The following is a 17803-nucleotide window of genomic DNA, read 5'->3' as shown; positions in this document are numbered from 1 at the left end:
GCAGTAATGACCTTCAATTTAGAACAATCTATAGAGGTCTTAGACAACACTCCAAAGGTGTTGTCTTCGTATCTTCTAAATCTCTCAGAAGATTGGCTAAAGCATAACGAAGGTAAACATACATGGAGTCCTTATGATGTCGTTGGACATTTAATATTTGGTGAAAAAACCGATTGGATAGTGCGTATTCAAACAATTCTTAGTGATTCTGAAGATAAATTATTTGAGCCTTTTGATCGTTTTGCGCAATTAGAAAATGACCAAAATCAGCCTATATCTATGCTTCTTGAAGAGTTTTCAAAACTACGAGTTGAAAATATAAAAACTTTAAAATCACTACATATTACTGAAGCCGATTTTTCTAAAACAGGCATTCATCCGGAATTTGGAAAAGTAACTTTAGCACAATTAATTGCTACTTGGGTGGTACATGATCTTGGGCATATAGCTCAAATCTCTAGAGTGATGGCGAAACAATACAAAGCTGATGTTGGCCCTTGGATTGATTATTTGAGTGTTTTAAAACGATAAATTATGAGAAAAGTAATCTACGTTTTAATACTATTATTTTTTACCAATTATGGCTTTTCACAAAAGCAAGAAGTTACTACACCAGAATTATCCGTTGATTTTGAAAACCCTTTTCAAAAGTTTACTAAAAAAATAAAGTTTAAAAAGAATACTAATACATTAAAAGAAAACTATCAATTTGAAATAAACTCTATTGTAAAACTTATTTCTGTAGTAAAAGAAAACAATGTACTGTTTGAAATTCAAGCTCATACTGACAACTCGTCTAATCAAACAAACAGTAAAAAGCTATCACAAAAAAGAGCTGATAAAATACGTGATATTCTTATCTCATTAGGTTGTAATGCAAAATCTCTAAAATCTATTGGCTACGGTTCATCTCAACCAATAAACTCAAATGAAACAAAAGAAGGAAGAGATAATAATGATAGAATTGAAATAGTTCTTACTATAAATAATTAATAGATTCTTCGTTTAACCTTGAATCACGATGTTTAAAACGTTAACATCGCAGTTACAGCAATCATACTTTGATTACCTTTAAACTTAGTGTTTAATCCTTTGGCAAATTCAGCATCATTTAGTTTGTTTAGCATGTTTGTAAACCCATAAATATACTGTGCTCTCACCTTAAAAGCTCCAAAACCTAAAGAAGCACCAACCATTCCATTTACGTTAAACTGAGAAATTTCACTTATATCTGTTGCTAATACATTATCATAACCATTAACATAAAAACTCTCTTGGGTTGAGTTAGTTAAATCCATTTTACCATTGTATTGTAGTTGTGGTCCAATATCAATGGTTAAGTTATCACTAATAATTTTAGTATGGAATGTAAATCCAACTTGTACAGTCATAAGTTTATATTCTAAAGCTTCGTTTCCTGCTACATCATCAGTCATTCTTCCCAAAATTTCTAAATTATTTTCAGATAACAACATACTATAACTTACTGTATACCATTTATGTGGCAAATCTACAGTAGCATTTAAACCACCTATCCAACCAGAGCTTGCTGTAGTTTCAAAGTTATCTGTAATAATATCAAACTGTGTGATACCTCCTTGAATTCCAATACCATTTTTTATAGCATATCTTCTATGTTGAGAATGTGAAAGTGTAACAAAACCTACTATAAATGCTACTAATAAAATGTATTTGTGTTTTTGCATGATTTCTTGATGTGATTGCGGCAAATATAACTTAAATTAGTATCAATTATTTTCTAACCATTTTTTAAAAATATTTATTATGGGTTTTCCTTTTTATATTCCTTTTATAGTTTTAGGACTATTAATTTTTATTTCTGCTTTCTTTATAGTAAAACAACAAACAGCTGTAATTATTGAGCGTTTTGGTAAATTCCAAAGTATTCGTCATTCAGGATTACAGATAAAAATTCCATTAGTAGATCGTGTTGCTGGACGTTTAAGTTTAAAAATTCAACAATTAGATGTTATTGTTGAAACAAAAACTTTAGACGATGTATTTGTGCGCTTAAAAGTATCTGTACAATACAAAGTAATTAGAGATAAAGTATATGATGCCTTTTATAAATTAGACTACCCACATGATCAAATTACAAGTTATGTATTTGATGTTGTACGTGCCGAAGTACCAAAAATGAAGTTAGATGATGTCTTTGTAAAGAAAGATGATATTGCTATTGCAGTAAAAGCTGAACTTAATGAAGCAATGTTAAACTATGGATATGACATAATTAAAACCTTAGTTACAGATATTGACCCAGATGCACAAGTAAAAGCTGCTATGAACAGAATTAATGCTTCTGAACGTGAAAAAGTAGCGGCACAATATGAAGGTGATGCACAACGTATTTTAATTGTAGAAAAAGCAAAAGCGGAAGCTGAAAGTAAGCGTTTACAAGGACAAGGTATTGCAGATCAACGTCGTGAAATTGCTCGCGGACTAGAAGAGTCTGTTGAAGTTTTAAATAAGGTTGGTATCAACTCTCAAGAAGCCTCTGCATTAATTGTTGTAACACAACATTATGATACATTACAAGCTATTGGTGAAGAAACTAATAGTAACTTAATTTTATTACCTAATTCACCACAAGCTGGAAGCGATATGCTTAATAACATGGTAGCTAGTTTTACTGCAAGTAACCAAATTGGTGAAGCTATGAAAGAAGCTAGAAATAAAAAGAATAACAAAGAATAACACTTACTTATTCTATTTAAAACTAAAAGCTCTTAGTGTATTACTAAGAGTTTTTTTATATTATTTTAAAATGATTTTGTGTGTTTCTGTTTGAGAGTCTGATTTAATTTTTAAAACATATAAACCTTTTGCTAAGGTTTCTAAATTAATTGATTTAGGACTTTGATTAAGTATCAATGTTTTATGATAAACCACCTTACCATTTATATCTACAATAGAAACATCTACATTTCTAGATTGTAAATTGGATTTTATTGTAATATTTGAGCTTACTACAGTTGGTAAAACTTCAAAATTGTTTTTAAAATCATTATCTATCACACCTAAGCTAGATTCAACATCATATCTAGCAATCGCAAAATTTTCATTAGGATAGGGATCCATTGTATATCCTACAACAGTAATTTTATTTTGAGTAATAATAAAATCTCTAGCTGTATCATGCGAACCAAAAAAATCAGTTGATATAGTACCATTAGTTCCAAAAGTTGTATCTATAACTCCATCAAATGAATATTTTGCAATAGCAAAATTAGAAGCTTCAGTATCTGTACCTACATCACCAACAACAATAATGTTATTGTTCTCATCTAATTTCATTTCATATATTTGAGATTGATCTGTTGGAAAGACAGTAGAAACAATACCATTGTCTCCAAAAGTAGGATCTATAGTTCCATCACTATTTATACGAATTATAGCAAAACTGCGTTGAGTACTGGTTGCACTAGCATGACCTGCTACAAGAGATTTTCCATCAGAAAGACAAATTATAGATCTAGCTATACATGAACCATCAAAGATATTTAAAGTCACAACACCATTAGTTCCAAACGTTGGGTCTAATAAACCATTATTTAAATAACGAACAATAGCATAACGTCCTTGATTAGATCCTGCATAAAAAACTGCACCTCCTGCAGCCATAATTTTACCATCAAAAGTAATATCAGCTCCAATAAGATAATCACTTCTATTTGTAATACTTAAAGTGTTTTTTCCGTCGTCATTAAACGAAGTATCTAATGAACCATCTGGAAGTAATTGTGCAATAGCAGTTTGCCAAATCAAACCACCCTCTGCATTTCCAACTACAACTATTTTATTATCAGTAGTGGTAATTATTTTATTTGGTCGCTCATCTGTAGTTGCTCCAAATGTAATTACAGTAACACCATTAGCTCCAAAAGTTGTATCGTAACTACCATCATCATGTAATTTAGCGACTATAAAATCGTAATCGTCATTAGCATTTTTCGTTTCTGCAGTAATTAAAATCTTACCATCAGGTAGTTGTAACATATCTTCAATATCTTCCCTTGTACCTCCAAAATCTAACTCTAAAATACCATTGGTTCCAAAAGTTGTATCTAGGCTTCCATCTTGATTAAGTCGAGCTATTACAGCATTATAACCTGTAGTTCCAGCAGCTAAAAATTGGTTATTGTCAAGCTCTAAAATGGCATTAAAAATTTCAGGATCTTCATTATTTGTAAAACTAATCAAACCGTTGGTTCCAAAAGTTGTATCTAAAACACCATTTTGAGCAAACACAACTCCAAATGATAAATGAACTAATAAAATAAAGCTGTTTTTAAGTGATAATAATCTGTTAATCAACATAGTCTATTTAAAAATTTGTGTAAATGTAATAAAGAAAAAGTAAGAAAATTATTATATTATAGTTAATTTATAAGAATTAACGCTTCAAGTATTTCTATAAAGACAAACAAAAAACGTCTGGAGGGTTCCAGACGTTTTTATTATTTATGATTTACGTTATTAAATAGCTTTTGCCTCAACTACTAATAATTCATTTTTATCTTCTAAAGCTTTTGTAATAAAATCATTAACAGCTTCATTGCGTTCTAAGCCATTTTTAAGCATCACATTCAACGTTAATATGGCAGCGATACGTGTACCAACCTTTTTTACTGCAGTTGCAAATAAAGGTTCTAAATCGTCATAAGCTACCTTTTCTGCAAGCTCTAATATTTCAGCACGTACTTTTTGTTGCTTAGCTTCAGGTAAATTGGTGTATTTTTTACCTAACAGCTTGATTACATCAATTGGTTTACGTTGCGATTGTTGTTGCTGTGGTTTCGGTTTATTAGTATTGTTTTGTTGTGGCTTTTGCTTAGCCCAAGTATCACGTAATCCAACCGTTTTATTAAATACTAATTTATCTGATGTGCTTTCATTATCCACATTAAAATAACCTAAACGTTGGAACTGAAATCTATCTCCTACTCTAGCCTCTACTAAACTTGGTTCTACAAATGCATTAATAGTTCGCAACGAATTTGGATTCAAGAAATCCATAAATGTTTTTCCTTCATGACTATCTGGTGCTTCATCAGTAAATAAACGATCATATTCTCTTACCTCAGCATTTACAGCATGTTTTACAGATACCCAATGCAGTGTTCCTTTTACTTTTTTAGAAGTATCTTCAGAATATGTACAATGAATTTCAGTAATATTTCCTTCAGAATCCTTAACTACATTTTCAGCTTTGATAATATAAGCATTCTTTAAGCGTACCTCTCCTCCTAGTTTCAATCTAAAGAATTTGTTGCCAGCTTCTTCTTTAAAGTCTGCTTTTTCAATATAAATCTCTCTAGAGAATGGTACTTTTCTGCTACCAGCATTTGCATCTTCAGGATTGTTTTCTGATTCTAACCATTCTTCTTTGTCTTCAGGATAGTTATTAATTACAACCTTTACAGGATCTAATACAGCCATCACACGATTTGCTGTTTTATTAAGATCTTCACGAATACAAAATTCTAATAAGGATACGTCAATCACGTTTTCGCGCTTAGCTACACCAACCGTTTCTACAAACTTTCTAATAGCTGCTGGTGTATAACCTCTACGACGTAACCCAGAAATTGTTGGCATACGTGGATCGTCCCAACCTGTAACTACACCATCATTAACCAATTGCAATAACTTACGCTTACTCATAATCGTATAGCTTAAGTTTAAACGTGCAAATTCACGTTGTTTTGGTGGCATTGGATATTCAGTTTTGCTGTAATCATGTACAATATCTCTAAACCAGTTATATAGCTTTCTATGTGGTTTAAATTCTAAAGAACATAAAGAGTGTGAAATCTGTTCGATATAATCACTTTCGCCATGTGTCCAGTCGTACATTGGATAAATACACCAATCGTCTCCTGTTCTATGGTGATGTGCATACATCACACGATACATGATAGGATCTCGCATTAACATGTTTGGATCTTCCATATCAATCTTAGCACGTAAAATGTGTTCACCTTCTTTAAATTCACCATTTTTCATTCTAGTGAATAAATCTAGGTTTTCTTCTACACTACGATCTCTATATGGACTATTGGTACCTACTTGTGTTGGTGTTCCTTTTTGTTCAGCCATTTCCTCAGAGGTCTGACTATCTACATAAGCCCTTCCATCTTTGATCATTTGAACTGCCCAATCGTATAATTGTTGGAAATAATCTGAAGAATATAATTCATTTTCCCATTGGTAACCCAACCAAGCAATATCACGTTTAATCGCATCTACATATTCTTGCTCTTCTTTTGCAGGATTGGTATCATCAAAACGTAAATTTACTGGCGCATTATAGTGCTCTCCTAAACCAAAACTTATACCAATAGCTTTGGTATGTCCAATGTGTAAATAGCCATTAGGTTCTGGTGGAAAACGAAAACGTAATTTATCTTTTGATAAACCGCTTTTTAAATCTTCTTCTATGATTTGCTCAATAAAATTGAGTGATTTCTTTTCTTCAGACATAAATAAAATCTCTTTCTACTTATTTTAAGCAGCAAAATTACGGAAAATTGTAACAAGACAAACTATGAATATACTGATAAGATATAACACAACTGTAAATACAAAATCTTATGAGTTATCAATGTCCAAAATGTAATAATAAAACATACGAAACTGACCAGATGCAAGCTACTGGTGGAACCTTTTCTAAGTTATTTAATATTCAGAATAAAAAGTTTACTTCTGTGACATGTACACGTTGTACCTATACCGAATTTTATAAAGCGCCAACTAGTAGATTAACCAATATCTTTGATTTCTTTACGAATTAACCTCTTGAAGTAACTTTAAGTATTATTTTTACTAAAAAAAATAATGCAAAGAATTACGATCTTACTTGCCCTAATAGGCGTTTTTCATATTAGTTTTGCTCAAGAAACCAAACGTGTTTTATTTCTAGGAAACAGTTATACTGCTTCTAATAATTTACCTAACCTCGTCAGCCAAATGGCGACTAATACTGGTGATATTCTTATTTATGATTCCAATACTCCTGGAGGACATCGTTTGATGAATCATGCTAGTAACACCACAACTCTTAATAAAATAAATGCTGATAATTGGGATTTTGTAACGCTTCAAGCACAAAGTCAAGAAACTTCATGGAGTGAAGCACAAATGCAAACTGAATTATATCCTTTTGCAACTCAATTAGTCAATGCTATACATAATAATAATGCTTGTTCACAACCTTTGTTTTACATGACTTGGGGTCGTGAAAATGGTGATGCTCAAAATTGTGAATTTGTGCCTTGGGTGTGTACTTATGAAGGTATGGACGATGCTATAAGAAATACCTATACGTTTATGGCAGAAGAAAACACATCTGAACTTGCTCCTGTAGGTGCTGTATGGCGTTATCTAAGAACTAATCATCCTGAAGTTGATTTATATTCTGGAGATGGTTCGCATCCTTCTTTAGCAGGGTCTTATGCAGCAGCTTGTGCTTTCTATACGATGATTTATAAAAAAGATCCGACTTTAATGACTTGGAATTCTTCACTTTCTGAAACTACTGCAAACACTATAAAATTAGCTACTAAATTAATAGTATTTGATGTTATTAACGATTGGGATTTTACTTCAAACTTTGATTTTACAGTCGATAATAATCAAGTCACATTTACCAATACTTATCTAGCTGATACAGTTACTTGGAATTTTGATGATGGTAATACTTCATCTGAAAATAATCCAGTTCATACGTATAATGCTACTGGAGATTTTGAAGTGACTTTAACTATAACAGCTTGTGGTCGTACACATACATTAACTAAAACAGTTAATGTTTCTAATTTAAGTATTAACGATAAAGATTTATCTGTTATTAAAATTTATCCGAATCCAACTCAAGATATTATTAACATTGAAGCAATAAATACAGAAAATTATAGCGCAACTTTATATTCTATTTTAGGACAAAAAATAAAGTCTTTTGATAGGATAATCAACAATAGAATTTCACTCTTAGAAATTGAACAAGGCACTTATTTTCTCGAAATAGTTTCTGATAATACTAAAGAAATCAAAAAAATAATCAAGCAATAACTAAAGCTTTTTAAATACCTTTGTGCCTTAAAATTATTTATAATGGGAATTATAAAACTTGAAAATATTCGTGTTTTTACCAACCATGGATGTTTAATTGAAGAAACAAAAATTGGTAGTGATTATCGTGTAGATTTAGAGGTAAAAGCTAATTTACAAAAGTCAGCATTATCGGATGATTTAATGGATACAGTTGATTATGTACTACTTAATAAAATTGTTAAAGAAGAAATGGCTATTGCTTCTAAATTATTAGAAACGGTTGCTAAACGAATTCTAGATCGTATTTTTATAGAAGCAAACATGGTTACAAAGGCTACAGTTTTGATTTCAAAAATCAATCCTCCAATTGGTGGTGATGTAGAAATGGTAACGATAAAAATGACTGATAAAAGAAAAAGTTAGTTCTAAGTAGTGTAAAAACTATATTTTTTTTACATTTGCTCTCCTTATAAGGCGTCTTGGCCGAGTGGCTAGGCATAGGTCTGCAAAACCTCGTACAGCGGTTCGAATCCGCTAGACGCCTCAAAATAAAAAAGCTGATTCTAATTGAATCAGCTTTTTTTTATCTTATTTCTTCAATTAAATCTTGAGGATTCAATTTATCTTTGGGTAAAAACCCTTTTACAATAAGTACTAAACCGCATACAATAAGTACTAAACCTAGTGTTTTCTTAACTTTAATAATCCTTCTTGTGGTTAATTTTCTTCTTAATTGTTTAGCTAACATAATTTTAAAAAGATCTGTAATAAAATATGCTAGAATCATAGTACCAAAAAAGACTAAGAATCTATTAAAATCATTTTCTAAAGATGGTCCTGTAATAACAATAACACCTAACCAAAATACAAGTACTCCTATATTAATAAAATTAAGAAGGAACCCTTTAACAAAAAGATTTAAGTAATTACTCTTATTTAAATTAAGGCTGTTTGTACGTAAAGCACTAACACTAATTTTAGGTTTCTTTAAAAAGATAATAACACCATAAACCGTTAAAATAGCACCTCCAAATACATATAAACCTGGTTGATTACTCAAATTTTCGAGTAGTTGAAAACTACTAAAATAAGCAAGTCCTATAAAGAATATATCAGCAATAATAACACCAATATCAAAAGCTACAGCAGCTCTAAATCCTTTGGTAGCACTTGTTTCAAGAAGAACAAAAAAAACAGGCCCAATCATAAAGGCTAGAAAAAAGCCTAATGGTATTGCTGCTTGAATATCTTCTATCATGAGTAAATTGGTAATAAAAATGCTGAATAAAATTCAGCATTTGATGTCTTTTAACAAAGATAGTAAAACTTCCTACAAAAGAAATTACTATGTTTTAATATCTATTCCATTTGTTTAATTCTACCACCTAAAGCACGTTTCTTATTTATTTTTTTTGGTTGACCATAAATAAATACATCGCCTCCAGCAGTAATTTTAATATCTAAAACTTCAATTGCTCTAACATCAACTTCTCCTCCAGCCTTAATTTTTACATCTGCTAATTGAGCTTCTAATGATTTACCTTTAAAAATTCCGCCTGTATTAATTGATATATTCTCATGGTTTGCAGTTCCAGAAACCTCAACAACTCCTCCAGTAACTGCTTTTACATCCAATTCTTTTACTTTAAGATTTAGCTTTATTTCTCCTCCTTCTTGTGTTTTTAACTCAATATCATATTGCTCTATAATATCTTGAGAACTAATAAAGGCACCTTCATTAGCATCAATAACATCAACATTTGTATAATAAAGCTTTACTTGTGTATCATTACCATCATAAGACTCTTCAATATTCATCTTAATTTTTAGTGTACCATTTTTATTTGCTACTACTACTTCTTCGGCATTTTTTCCAGAAATTTCAACTTTGTTTATATCTGATTTAATCATTTCAACATTAATTAAATCGTAAACTTTTAAGGTCGTAAATTCACCTACAGTTTTAGAAATTGGTTCTTGAGCTGTTACTATTAAAGTGAAAGCAATTGCGAGGGTTGTTAAAATATTTTTCATTTTTTTTGATTTTTATTTTTGAGGGTAAAATCAATAACTATACCATTTATAATTTATTTACATACAACTGCAGTACCTACAACTGAAATTGAAATACCTCCTGTTGTACCATCTATTTCAACATCTGTACTTACTCCTACTACTGCATTTGCTTTTAATTTTAAAGCATTATCACGTAATTTTTGAAATGCATCTTCTTTAAGTTGTTCTACTTGAGCTTCTAATGAGTCGTAATATTTTTCCATGTTAAAGGTTAGTTTACCTTTTTTATAACTCATACTTAAACCAGTAACAATACCTAAATAATTAACGACTGGATGTCCTTCAATAGTGTGTGTAGTAGTAATAATCATAATGTATATTTTACTTTATTAGATGATGAAAATTTAAAAATGTTACGGTTTTTAATTACTTATCTTCTGGTTTTCCTATTAATGTAAAATCTAGATGTTTTTTTACTAAATCGGCTTGTTTTACTTTAACAATTACCTCATCGCCTAATTGGTACATGTTTTTAGTTTCATCGCCAACCAAAGCATATTCATCTTGATCAAAATGGTAATAATCATCTTTAATATCTCTAATACGTACCATTCCTTCACATTTATTTTGAATGATTTCTACATAAATTCCCCAATCGGTCACACCAGAGATAACACCTAAAAACTCTTGGTCTTTATGGTCTTGCATAAATTTAATCTGCATATACTTTATAGAATCTCTTTCGGCTTTAGTTGCTAGATTTTCCATACTTGATGAGTGTGCGCATTTTTCTTCAAAAGCATCTTCATTAACCGATTTATTACCATCTAAATAATGTTGTAATAAACGATGTGCCATTACATCTGGATAACGACGAATAGGTGATGTAAAATGACTGTAATAATCAAACGCTAAACCATAATGTCCAATATTATTAGTAGTATATTCAGCTTTACTCATACTACGTATTGCGAGTGTATCTACAAGGTTTTGTTCTTTTTTACCGTTTACTTCCTTTAAAAGATTATTTAAAGACACTGTGGTGCTTTTACGGTCTTTAAAATTCATTTTATAACCAAACCTTCCAACTATATTTTGTAATGCAGCTAATTTTTGATCATCTGGTTCATCATGCACACGATATACAAAAGTTTTCTTAGGATTTTGTTTACCTATAAACTCGGAAACTTTTCTATTAGCTAATAACATAAATTCTTCAATTAACTTATTAGCATCTTTAGAAGTTTTAAAGAATACTCCTGTAGGATTATTAGTTTCATCTAAATTAAACTTCACCTCTACTTTATCAAATGAAATTGCACCAGCACTCATGCGTTGCTTACGCATGATTTTAGCTAATTTATCCATAGTAAGAATCGCATCAGCTATTTTTTGGTCAGCTTTATATACTTTTCCTGTTAAGGATACTTCTTGAGGTATTTCGTTGGATTTTGATTCAATAATAGCTTGCGCTTCTTCGTAAGCAAAACGAGCATCACTATACGTTACTGTACGTCCAAACCATTGGTTTTGTATTACTGAATTTTCATTCATTTCAAATACAGCAGAAAAGGTATATTTTTCTTCATGAGGACGTAATGAACATGCATTATTAGATAAAACTTCTGGTAGCATTGGTACTACTCTATCTACTAAATAAACACTTGTAGCACGCTCGTAAGCTTCATCATCAAGTATAGTACCTTCTTTTAAGTAATGAGATACATCTGCAATATGAATTCCAATTTCGTAATTACCATTTTCTAATACTTGAAATGATAATGCATCGTCAAAATCTTTAGCATCTTTAGGATCAATAGTAAAAGTTAAAACATCTCGCATATCGCGACGTTTTTTAATCTCTTCTTCGTTTATAGAAGTATCTATATTATTAGCATAAGTTTCTACTTCATGAGGAAATTCATAAGGTAGTCCATACTCTGCTAATATGGCGTGAATTTCGGTGTTATGATCACCTGGTTTACCAAGAACTTTAATTACTTTGCCATAAGGTGAATCGGCTTTTTCTGGCCAATCTTCAAGACTTACTAGTACTTTATCACCATCTTCAGCTTTAAAGGTTTTATTAATAGGTACAAATATATCTACATACATTTTATTGCTATCTGGCACTACAAAAGCATATTTACTATGTATTTGAATTACACCAACATACTCATTTTTAGCACGTTTAATTATTCGCGTTATTTCACCTTCAAGTTTACCGCGTTTCCTACGTTTATAAACATATAATTCTACTTCATCTCCATGAAGCGCTTTATTCATGTTATTTGAAGCTATATAAATATCTTCTTCAAAATCGTCACAAATAATATATCCTGATCCTCTAGAGCCTATATCAACAATTCCTGTATAATACTCGGACGAGATAATAGCTTTAAATTTTCCTCTATCTATTTCTTCAATTTCTTTTTTAGCAGCTAAACGATGAAGCGTTTTAATAATTTGGTTACGACTACTAGCGTCATTAACACCTATTTTAGCAGCTATTTGCTTATAATTAAAGCTTTGGTTTCTATCTTTTTTTAAAATACTTAGAATGGTATTTGTTAGGTTAGAAATCTTATTACTGGATTTCCTTTTTTTCTTTCTTTTCATTTATTTTTAATCATTTTCATATTTCCTAAGGTACAGGAAATTCATTTACTTTTAACTTAATTAGAAGAGAAGAATGCGTATTAAGTTATTGCAAAGCTACGGTTTTAATATTTAATCGTATTTCTTAAAGGTTAAATAATTGAAAAATTCACTTATCCACATATTATATATACATAAGTTCTTTCTTTTAAAAATTTTAAAAAAATATTGATGTTTATTATTGCTTGTTAATTGTTAGTATAAGTTTTTAATATTTTGTTTTGATTTTAAGTTATTGGTAACTTATCTTCTATTATTAACATCTTATTTACGTTTTAAAAACTTATAAATTAAATAATTGATGACTTTAATTAACAGTTATCAACAATAGCTATTAACAGTGTTTATTTAATATTTTTTATAGCTTTTTACTGTTTATAACTGTGAATTGATTCTTAATAACATTTCAATTTATTTCTATAATTATTTTTGGATAATAAGATTTGATTTTTGATTAGATAATTAATTATAAAAACCAAAAATTAGTTATCAATATTAACAAATAGATATTAACAACTAATTAAAAACGATGCTAACAAGCTTAGAATTTCTAGAAGTCTTTTTTGTAATTTTGTAGTTATAAACAACAACACAACTTATGAAAATTTCAATCGGAAACGATCACGCAGGAACAGATTATAAAAATGCCATTGTTAAATTATTAGAAGACAAAGGTATAGAAGTTACTAACTATGGTACAAATAGTAATGATAGTGTAGATTATCCAGATTTTGTACATCCTGTAGCTAAAGATGTAGTTGCTAACAATGTTGATTTTGGTATATTAATTTGTGGTAGCGCTAATGGTGTTGCTATGACAGCTAATAAATATCCAGAAGTAAGAGCTGGTTTATGTTGGACTAAAGAAATAGTTTCACTTATAAGACAACATAATAATGCTAATATATTATGTATTCCAGCAAGATTTACTGCTATTCAACAAGCCTTAGAAATGGTTGAAACATTTTTAAATACCGATTTTGAAGGTGGTCGTCATCAAAAACGTGTAGATAAAATACCTATGAGTTGCTAAAAAAATAGTTAGCATCTTTTTATTATTTTTCACGTCTATTTTGATGATAATAAATTTTAATTAATGGGTCATCATCATTCACATAGTCATTCTCATGGAGGAAATTTAAAAGGTAGAAATCTTTTAATATCTATTCTCTTAAATATTCTTATTACTACTGCTCAGGTAATTGGAGGAATTGTTTCTGGAAGTTTATCATTACTTAGTGATGCATTACATAATTTTAGTGATGTACTATCATTAGTAATAAGTTATATAGCATCAATTTTTGCAAGAAAGAGTGCTTCAAAACATAAAACTTTTGGTTATAAACGTGCAGAAATAGTAGCTGCTTTTGTAAATGCTGCAACTTTAATTATTGTTGCTATTATTTTAATTTTTGAAGCTATAGAGCGTTTTCAAAATCCACAAGACATAGAATCAAATTTAGTTATTTGGTTATCCTTATTAGGAATCACTGCTAATGGATTAAGTGTTTTACTATTAAAAAAAGAAGCAAATAGTAACATGAATATGAAAAGTGCATACTTGCATTTATTTACAGATATGTTGGCAAGTATAGCTGTTTTAGTAGGTGGATTATTAATGAAGTATTATGAAATGTATTGGGTTGATAGTGTATTAACATTAGCAATTGCAGTATATTTAATTTTTGTAGGTTACGATTTATTAAAAGATTCGTTTAAAGTATTAATGCTTTTTACTCCTGAAGACATAGAAGTTAAAGATATTGTAAAACGTTTACAAAAACATACATTAATTAAAAATGTGCACCATGTTCATGTATGGCAGCTTAATGAAGAAGAAACACATTTAGAAGCACATATAGATTTTTATAAAGACATTAGTTTATCTGAATTCGATAAAATTTTAAATGAAATTGAAGAAATTCTTTATCATGAGTTTGATATAAATCATGTAAATATTCAGCCAGAATATGGTAAATGTGATTCAAAAGATATAATAGTACAAGATTAAAATGATAGATATACAGGTTAAATACTTTAACGAATTAAATACTGATGAGTTATATAAATTATTACAACTACGTAGTGAAGTTTTTGTAGTTGAACAAGATTGTGTGTACCAAGATATTGATGGTAAAGATGAAAAAGCATTACATGTAATTGGTTTTAAAAATAATAAGGTAGTGGCTTATACACGTATATTTAAGCCAGGTGATTATTTTAACGAAGCAAGTATTGGTCGAGTAGTGGTGGCTGAAAATGAACGCCAACACAAATACGGTTATGATATAATGGAAGCTTCCATAAAAGCAATTAGTGAATATTATAATGAAACGCTAATTAAAATTTCTGCACAAACATATTTAAAACGTTTTTATAATAATTTAGGATTTAATGAAATAGGAGAGGAGTACCTTGAAGATGGTATACCTCATGTAGCTATGATAAAAAAATAGGTTAATTACTTACTTTAGGTTTATTATCAGATATATAAGTAATTAATATTTCAACACGTCTATCGTATTTAGCTTCGCCACCAAGAGGAAATTTTCTACGCATACCAATATATTTCATACGTCTTTTATCTACACCACGTTTGGCTAAGTAATCGTAAATATATTTTGCTCTAGCTACCGATAAGTTTCTTTTTCTAGTCTTTTTATCTACAGCATCTCTGGCATTTTGTGTACAACAAACATGTCCGTGAATTTGAAAGTAAATATCTTCTCGTTCTTTTAAAATTTTAGCAATTTTTTCTAAAGTTTTTTTAGATCCAGGAACTATGTAACTATAACCTGTTTTAAATAAAATATTATCTAATACTATTTTATCACCAACTTTTAATTCGCCTTGTAAAATATCTTCAGCAAGTTTTTTTTCTGGTACTTTAGCTTCTATAGATTCTATATTATTAACAACTTCAGTTATTGGTTTAGGATTAATGATAATCTCAACTTTTCTATTTAAACCTCTAATAATATTAGCATCTTGAGTATTTACTAACTTAAGTAACACCTCACCTTTACCATCTACATTACTTATAATAGATTCGTCTATACCATTATTAGAAAAAATCTTTTTAATAGCATTAGCTCGATTTTGAGAGAGTACTAAATTATATTCATGACTACCTCTATCATCACAAAAACCATAAATAGCAATTTTTTCTACAGTTGTAGTATCTAAATTTTGAATAAAAAGAAGAAGCCTATTTTGTTCGGTTTCAGGAACAACATATTTATCTGTTTCAAAGTAAACTTCATGCGTTAACTCATTATGTTGAGAAAACATAAAATTACTTATCAATAAAAATATGAGGAAAATTTTTTTCACAATAATTTTTCTTAAAAATCAAAAGGCACCATAAATATAACCTAAAAAATAGATTTTAAATATTTATAAGTATTAATAGTTATCGTAAATAACCATTGTAAGTATTAGAGTTACTAAGTATTTCTTTTGCTTTTTTTATCTCTATATTATTGGCTAAGTAGTAGTTATATAGTCCTTCTCTATAAAAATAACGTTTAATAATCTCGTTTTCTAATAATGATAATAATTGTTGTTTATTATCGTCTACTGCTTTACTTTTTAGTTTATTAAGATTTGAAATTAAAGCATTATAATCTTTTGCTAAATCAGTATCTAACTCCTCTTCAACAGCTATTAACATAGCTTTATTAAGCGCTTTTTCTGTTTTAGTTTCAAAATCAAAATTATGAGTATTTAAATAATTTTTAAAAGCATTAAAATCTGAATCAGATAGTTTAAAACTCAATAAATCATCTACCGAATTATTGTAATAATACTCAGTAGCATAATTAAAAATATAATCGTTTTCTATAAGAGTTTTTGTGATTTTTGAAGGGTTAGTTAAACCAATTTCAATATCAGGTTTTACGCCTCCACCATCAAATACTGGACGACCGTTTTTTGTTTTAAATTCGTTATAATTTTCTTGCTTAACTCTAACAGCATTACCTTCTTTATCACGATTCCAATAATCTAAAGATTGAATACATCTTCCAGAAGGTGTATAATAGCGAGAAATAGTAACTTTTAATTGTGTACCATAAGTAAGTGGCTTAGGACGTTGAACTAAGCCTTTACCAAAGCTTCTAGCGCCAATTATTATAGCTCTATCTAAATCTTGTAACGATCCTGATACAATTTCACTAGCCGAAGCACTTCCACCATCAACCAATACTACTAATGGTATTTCTAAATCTAAAGGATTTTCTTTAGTAACATAAGTTCTATTGTACTTTTTTACTTTAGACTTAGTAGTAACAACCAATTGTCCTTTTGGTACAAAGAAATTAACAATTTTAATAGCTTCGCGAAGTAAACCTCCAGGATTTCCTCTTAAATCTAAAACTAATTGTTGAGCACCATCAGCTTTTAAAGCTAAAATGGCATTTTTTGTTTCTTGTGAAGCTTTGCTATTAAATTTAGCTAATGCCACATAACCAATTTTATCATCAAGCATTTTATATAAAGGTACTGCTTTAACCTCTACTTCTTGTCTTGTAATGGTTGCTGTTTCTATTTTTCCTTGGCGTAAATAAGTAACATTAACTTTAGAATTAGGTGCACCTTTTAGTAAATCGCCAGCACTATCTTTAAAATCTGCTACAACTATATCATCAACTTTTATAATTTCATCACCAGCTTTTAATCCAGCTTTATCAGCAGGATAATCTTTATAAGGTTCAACAATTACTAATTTATCTTTAAATGTTCTTACACTTGCTCCAATTCCAGTATAGTCTCCAGTTTGTCTAATTCTTGCAGCTTCAACATCTTGTTCGTTCATAAAAACTGTGTAAGGATCCAAATCTTCTAACATGCTTTTTATAGCAGTATCCATTAAATCACCAGGATTTGTTTCATCCACATAATTCATATTAAGCTCTTTAAATAACGTGGTGAAAATTTCTATTTGCTTAGCAATTTCAAAAAAATCACTTTTAAAAGCAGTTCCAGTTAATAGTATAACTACTGTAAAAACAGGAAGTATAATGCGTTTTTTAAATATACGTTTCATCTGTTA

18 protein-coding genes and 1 tRNA gene are annotated in these 17803 nt (G+C 29.6%); 10 read left to right on the top strand and 9 right to left on the bottom strand.

The window, feature by feature from the left end; genetic code table 11:
- The first annotated feature begins 6 nt into the window (after positions 1-6).
- Together ACLII3_RS06575 and ACLII3_RS06570 are read left to right on the top strand one after the other, a co-directional pair.
- On the top strand, positions 7-531 hold the full coding sequence (locus tag ACLII3_RS06575; RefSeq protein WP_412987437.1) for a DinB family protein: 525 nt from the start codon (positions 7-9) through the stop codon (positions 529-531).
- Positions 532-534: 3 nt separating this feature from the next.
- Positions 535-993 carry an OmpA family protein gene (locus ACLII3_RS06570; RefSeq protein WP_412987435.1) on the top strand — a complete coding sequence of 153 codons (459 nt, stop codon included), beginning with the start codon at positions 535-537 and terminating at the stop codon, positions 991-993.
- A 32-nt stretch (positions 994-1025) separates the two neighbouring features.
- Here ACLII3_RS06570 and ACLII3_RS06565 read toward each other — a convergent pair whose 3' ends face one another.
- A complete protein-coding gene (locus ACLII3_RS06565; RefSeq protein ID WP_412987434.1) occupies positions 1026-1706 on the bottom strand; it encodes a hypothetical protein in 681 nt (226 codons plus the stop codon).
- A 79-nt stretch (positions 1707-1785) separates the two neighbouring features.
- Between ACLII3_RS06565 and ACLII3_RS06560 the strand changes: the two genes are divergently transcribed.
- Positions 1786-2718 (top strand): SPFH domain-containing protein, encoded by a 933-nt coding sequence (locus tag ACLII3_RS06560; RefSeq protein WP_412987432.1) that lies wholly within the window; start codon positions 1786-1788, stop codon positions 2716-2718.
- Positions 2719-2778: 60 nt separating this feature from the next.
- Here the strand turns inward: ACLII3_RS06560 and ACLII3_RS06555 are convergent, their stop codons facing one another.
- Together ACLII3_RS06555 and ACLII3_RS06550 are read right to left on the bottom strand one after the other, a co-directional pair.
- A complete protein-coding gene (locus tag ACLII3_RS06555; protein WP_412987431.1) occupies positions 2779-4341 on the bottom strand; it encodes a T9SS type A sorting domain-containing protein in 1563 nt (520 codons plus the stop codon).
- A gap of 159 nt (positions 4342-4500) precedes the next feature.
- Positions 4501-6507, bottom strand: coding sequence for a glutamine--tRNA ligase/YqeY domain fusion protein (locus ACLII3_RS06550; RefSeq protein ID WP_412987430.1), 2007 nt, complete (start codon positions 6505-6507; stop codon positions 4501-4503).
- Positions 6508-6617: 110 nt separating this feature from the next.
- Here ACLII3_RS06550 and ACLII3_RS06545 point away from each other — a divergent pair, with 110 nt between their 5' ends.
- The 4 genes from ACLII3_RS06545 to ACLII3_RS06530 all read left to right on the top strand — a co-directional run bounded on the left by ACLII3_RS06545 (position 6618) and on the right by ACLII3_RS06530 (position 8620).
- Positions 6618-6818 carry a zinc ribbon domain-containing protein gene (locus ACLII3_RS06545; protein WP_412987428.1) on the top strand — a complete coding sequence of 67 codons (201 nt, stop codon included), beginning with the start codon at positions 6618-6620 and terminating at the stop codon, positions 6816-6818.
- Between the two features lie 43 nt (positions 6819-6861).
- Positions 6862-8094, top strand: coding sequence for a T9SS type A sorting domain-containing protein (locus tag ACLII3_RS06540; RefSeq protein ID WP_412987427.1), 1233 nt, complete (start codon positions 6862-6864; stop codon positions 8092-8094).
- Between the two features lie 42 nt (positions 8095-8136).
- Positions 8137-8499 (top strand): dihydroneopterin aldolase, encoded by a 363-nt coding sequence (folB, locus tag ACLII3_RS06535; RefSeq protein WP_412987425.1) that lies wholly within the window; start codon positions 8137-8139, stop codon positions 8497-8499.
- A gap of 50 nt (positions 8500-8549) precedes the next feature.
- A tRNA-Cys gene (locus ACLII3_RS06530) sits at positions 8550-8620 on the top strand.
- A 39-nt stretch (positions 8621-8659) separates the two neighbouring features.
- Here ACLII3_RS06530 and ACLII3_RS06525 read toward each other — a convergent pair.
- The 4 genes from ACLII3_RS06525 to rnr form a co-directional block, all read right to left on the bottom strand.
- Complete coding sequence (locus tag ACLII3_RS06525; RefSeq protein WP_412987423.1) at positions 8660-9334, bottom strand: LysE family translocator; 675 nt, start codon at positions 9332-9334, stop codon at positions 8660-8662.
- A gap of 101 nt (positions 9335-9435) precedes the next feature.
- A complete protein-coding gene (locus tag ACLII3_RS06520) occupies positions 9436-10110 on the bottom strand; it encodes a head GIN domain-containing protein (protein ID WP_412987421.1) in 675 nt (224 codons plus the stop codon).
- Between the two features lie 53 nt (positions 10111-10163).
- Positions 10164-10463 carry a heavy metal-binding domain-containing protein gene (locus ACLII3_RS06515; RefSeq protein ID WP_412987419.1) on the bottom strand — a complete coding sequence of 100 codons (300 nt, stop codon included), beginning with the start codon at positions 10461-10463 and terminating at the stop codon, positions 10164-10166.
- A 55-nt stretch (positions 10464-10518) separates the two neighbouring features.
- The gene (rnr, locus tag ACLII3_RS06510; protein WP_412987418.1) at positions 10519-12711 is read right to left on the bottom strand and encodes a ribonuclease R; all 2193 of its coding nucleotides are present in this window, start codon (positions 12709-12711) and stop codon (positions 10519-10521) included.
- Positions 12712-13348: 637 nt separating this feature from the next.
- Here rnr and rpiB point away from each other — a divergent pair.
- The 3 genes from rpiB to ACLII3_RS06495 all read left to right on the top strand — a co-directional run bounded on the left by rpiB (position 13349) and on the right by ACLII3_RS06495 (position 15206).
- Positions 13349-13783, top strand: coding sequence for a ribose 5-phosphate isomerase B (gene rpiB, locus ACLII3_RS06505; RefSeq protein ID WP_412987417.1), 435 nt, complete (start codon positions 13349-13351; stop codon positions 13781-13783).
- Between the two features lie 63 nt (positions 13784-13846).
- Positions 13847-14761 (top strand): cation diffusion facilitator family transporter, encoded by a 915-nt coding sequence (locus ACLII3_RS06500; RefSeq protein ID WP_412987416.1) that lies wholly within the window; start codon positions 13847-13849, stop codon positions 14759-14761.
- A 1-nt stretch (position 14762) separates the two neighbouring features.
- Positions 14763-15206 carry a GNAT family N-acetyltransferase gene (locus ACLII3_RS06495; RefSeq protein ID WP_412987415.1) on the top strand — a complete coding sequence of 148 codons (444 nt, stop codon included), beginning with the start codon at positions 14763-14765 and terminating at the stop codon, positions 15204-15206.
- A 1-nt stretch (position 15207) separates the two neighbouring features.
- On the opposite strand, the gene ACLII3_RS06490 is transcribed toward ACLII3_RS06495, so the two are convergent.
- Both ACLII3_RS06490 and ACLII3_RS06485 read right to left on the bottom strand, forming a co-directional pair.
- Positions 15208-16041, bottom strand: a complete 834-nt coding sequence (locus ACLII3_RS06490) for an OmpA family protein (protein WP_412987413.1) — start codon at positions 16039-16041, stop codon at positions 15208-15210.
- Between the two features lie 121 nt (positions 16042-16162).
- A complete protein-coding gene (locus ACLII3_RS06485) occupies positions 16163-17797 on the bottom strand; it encodes a S41 family peptidase (protein WP_412987411.1) in 1635 nt (544 codons plus the stop codon).
- Positions 17798-17803 lie beyond the last annotated feature (6 nt).

Origin of the sequence: Pontimicrobium sp. IMCC45349, from assembly GCF_047219225.1 — a bacterium.
In the GTDB taxonomy this organism is placed as follows: Bacteria; Bacteroidota; Bacteroidia; order Flavobacteriales; family Flavobacteriaceae; genus IMCC45349.
The sequence above is the reverse complement of the archived record's forward strand: the minus strand, read 5'-3'. Positions and strand labels throughout refer to the sequence as shown.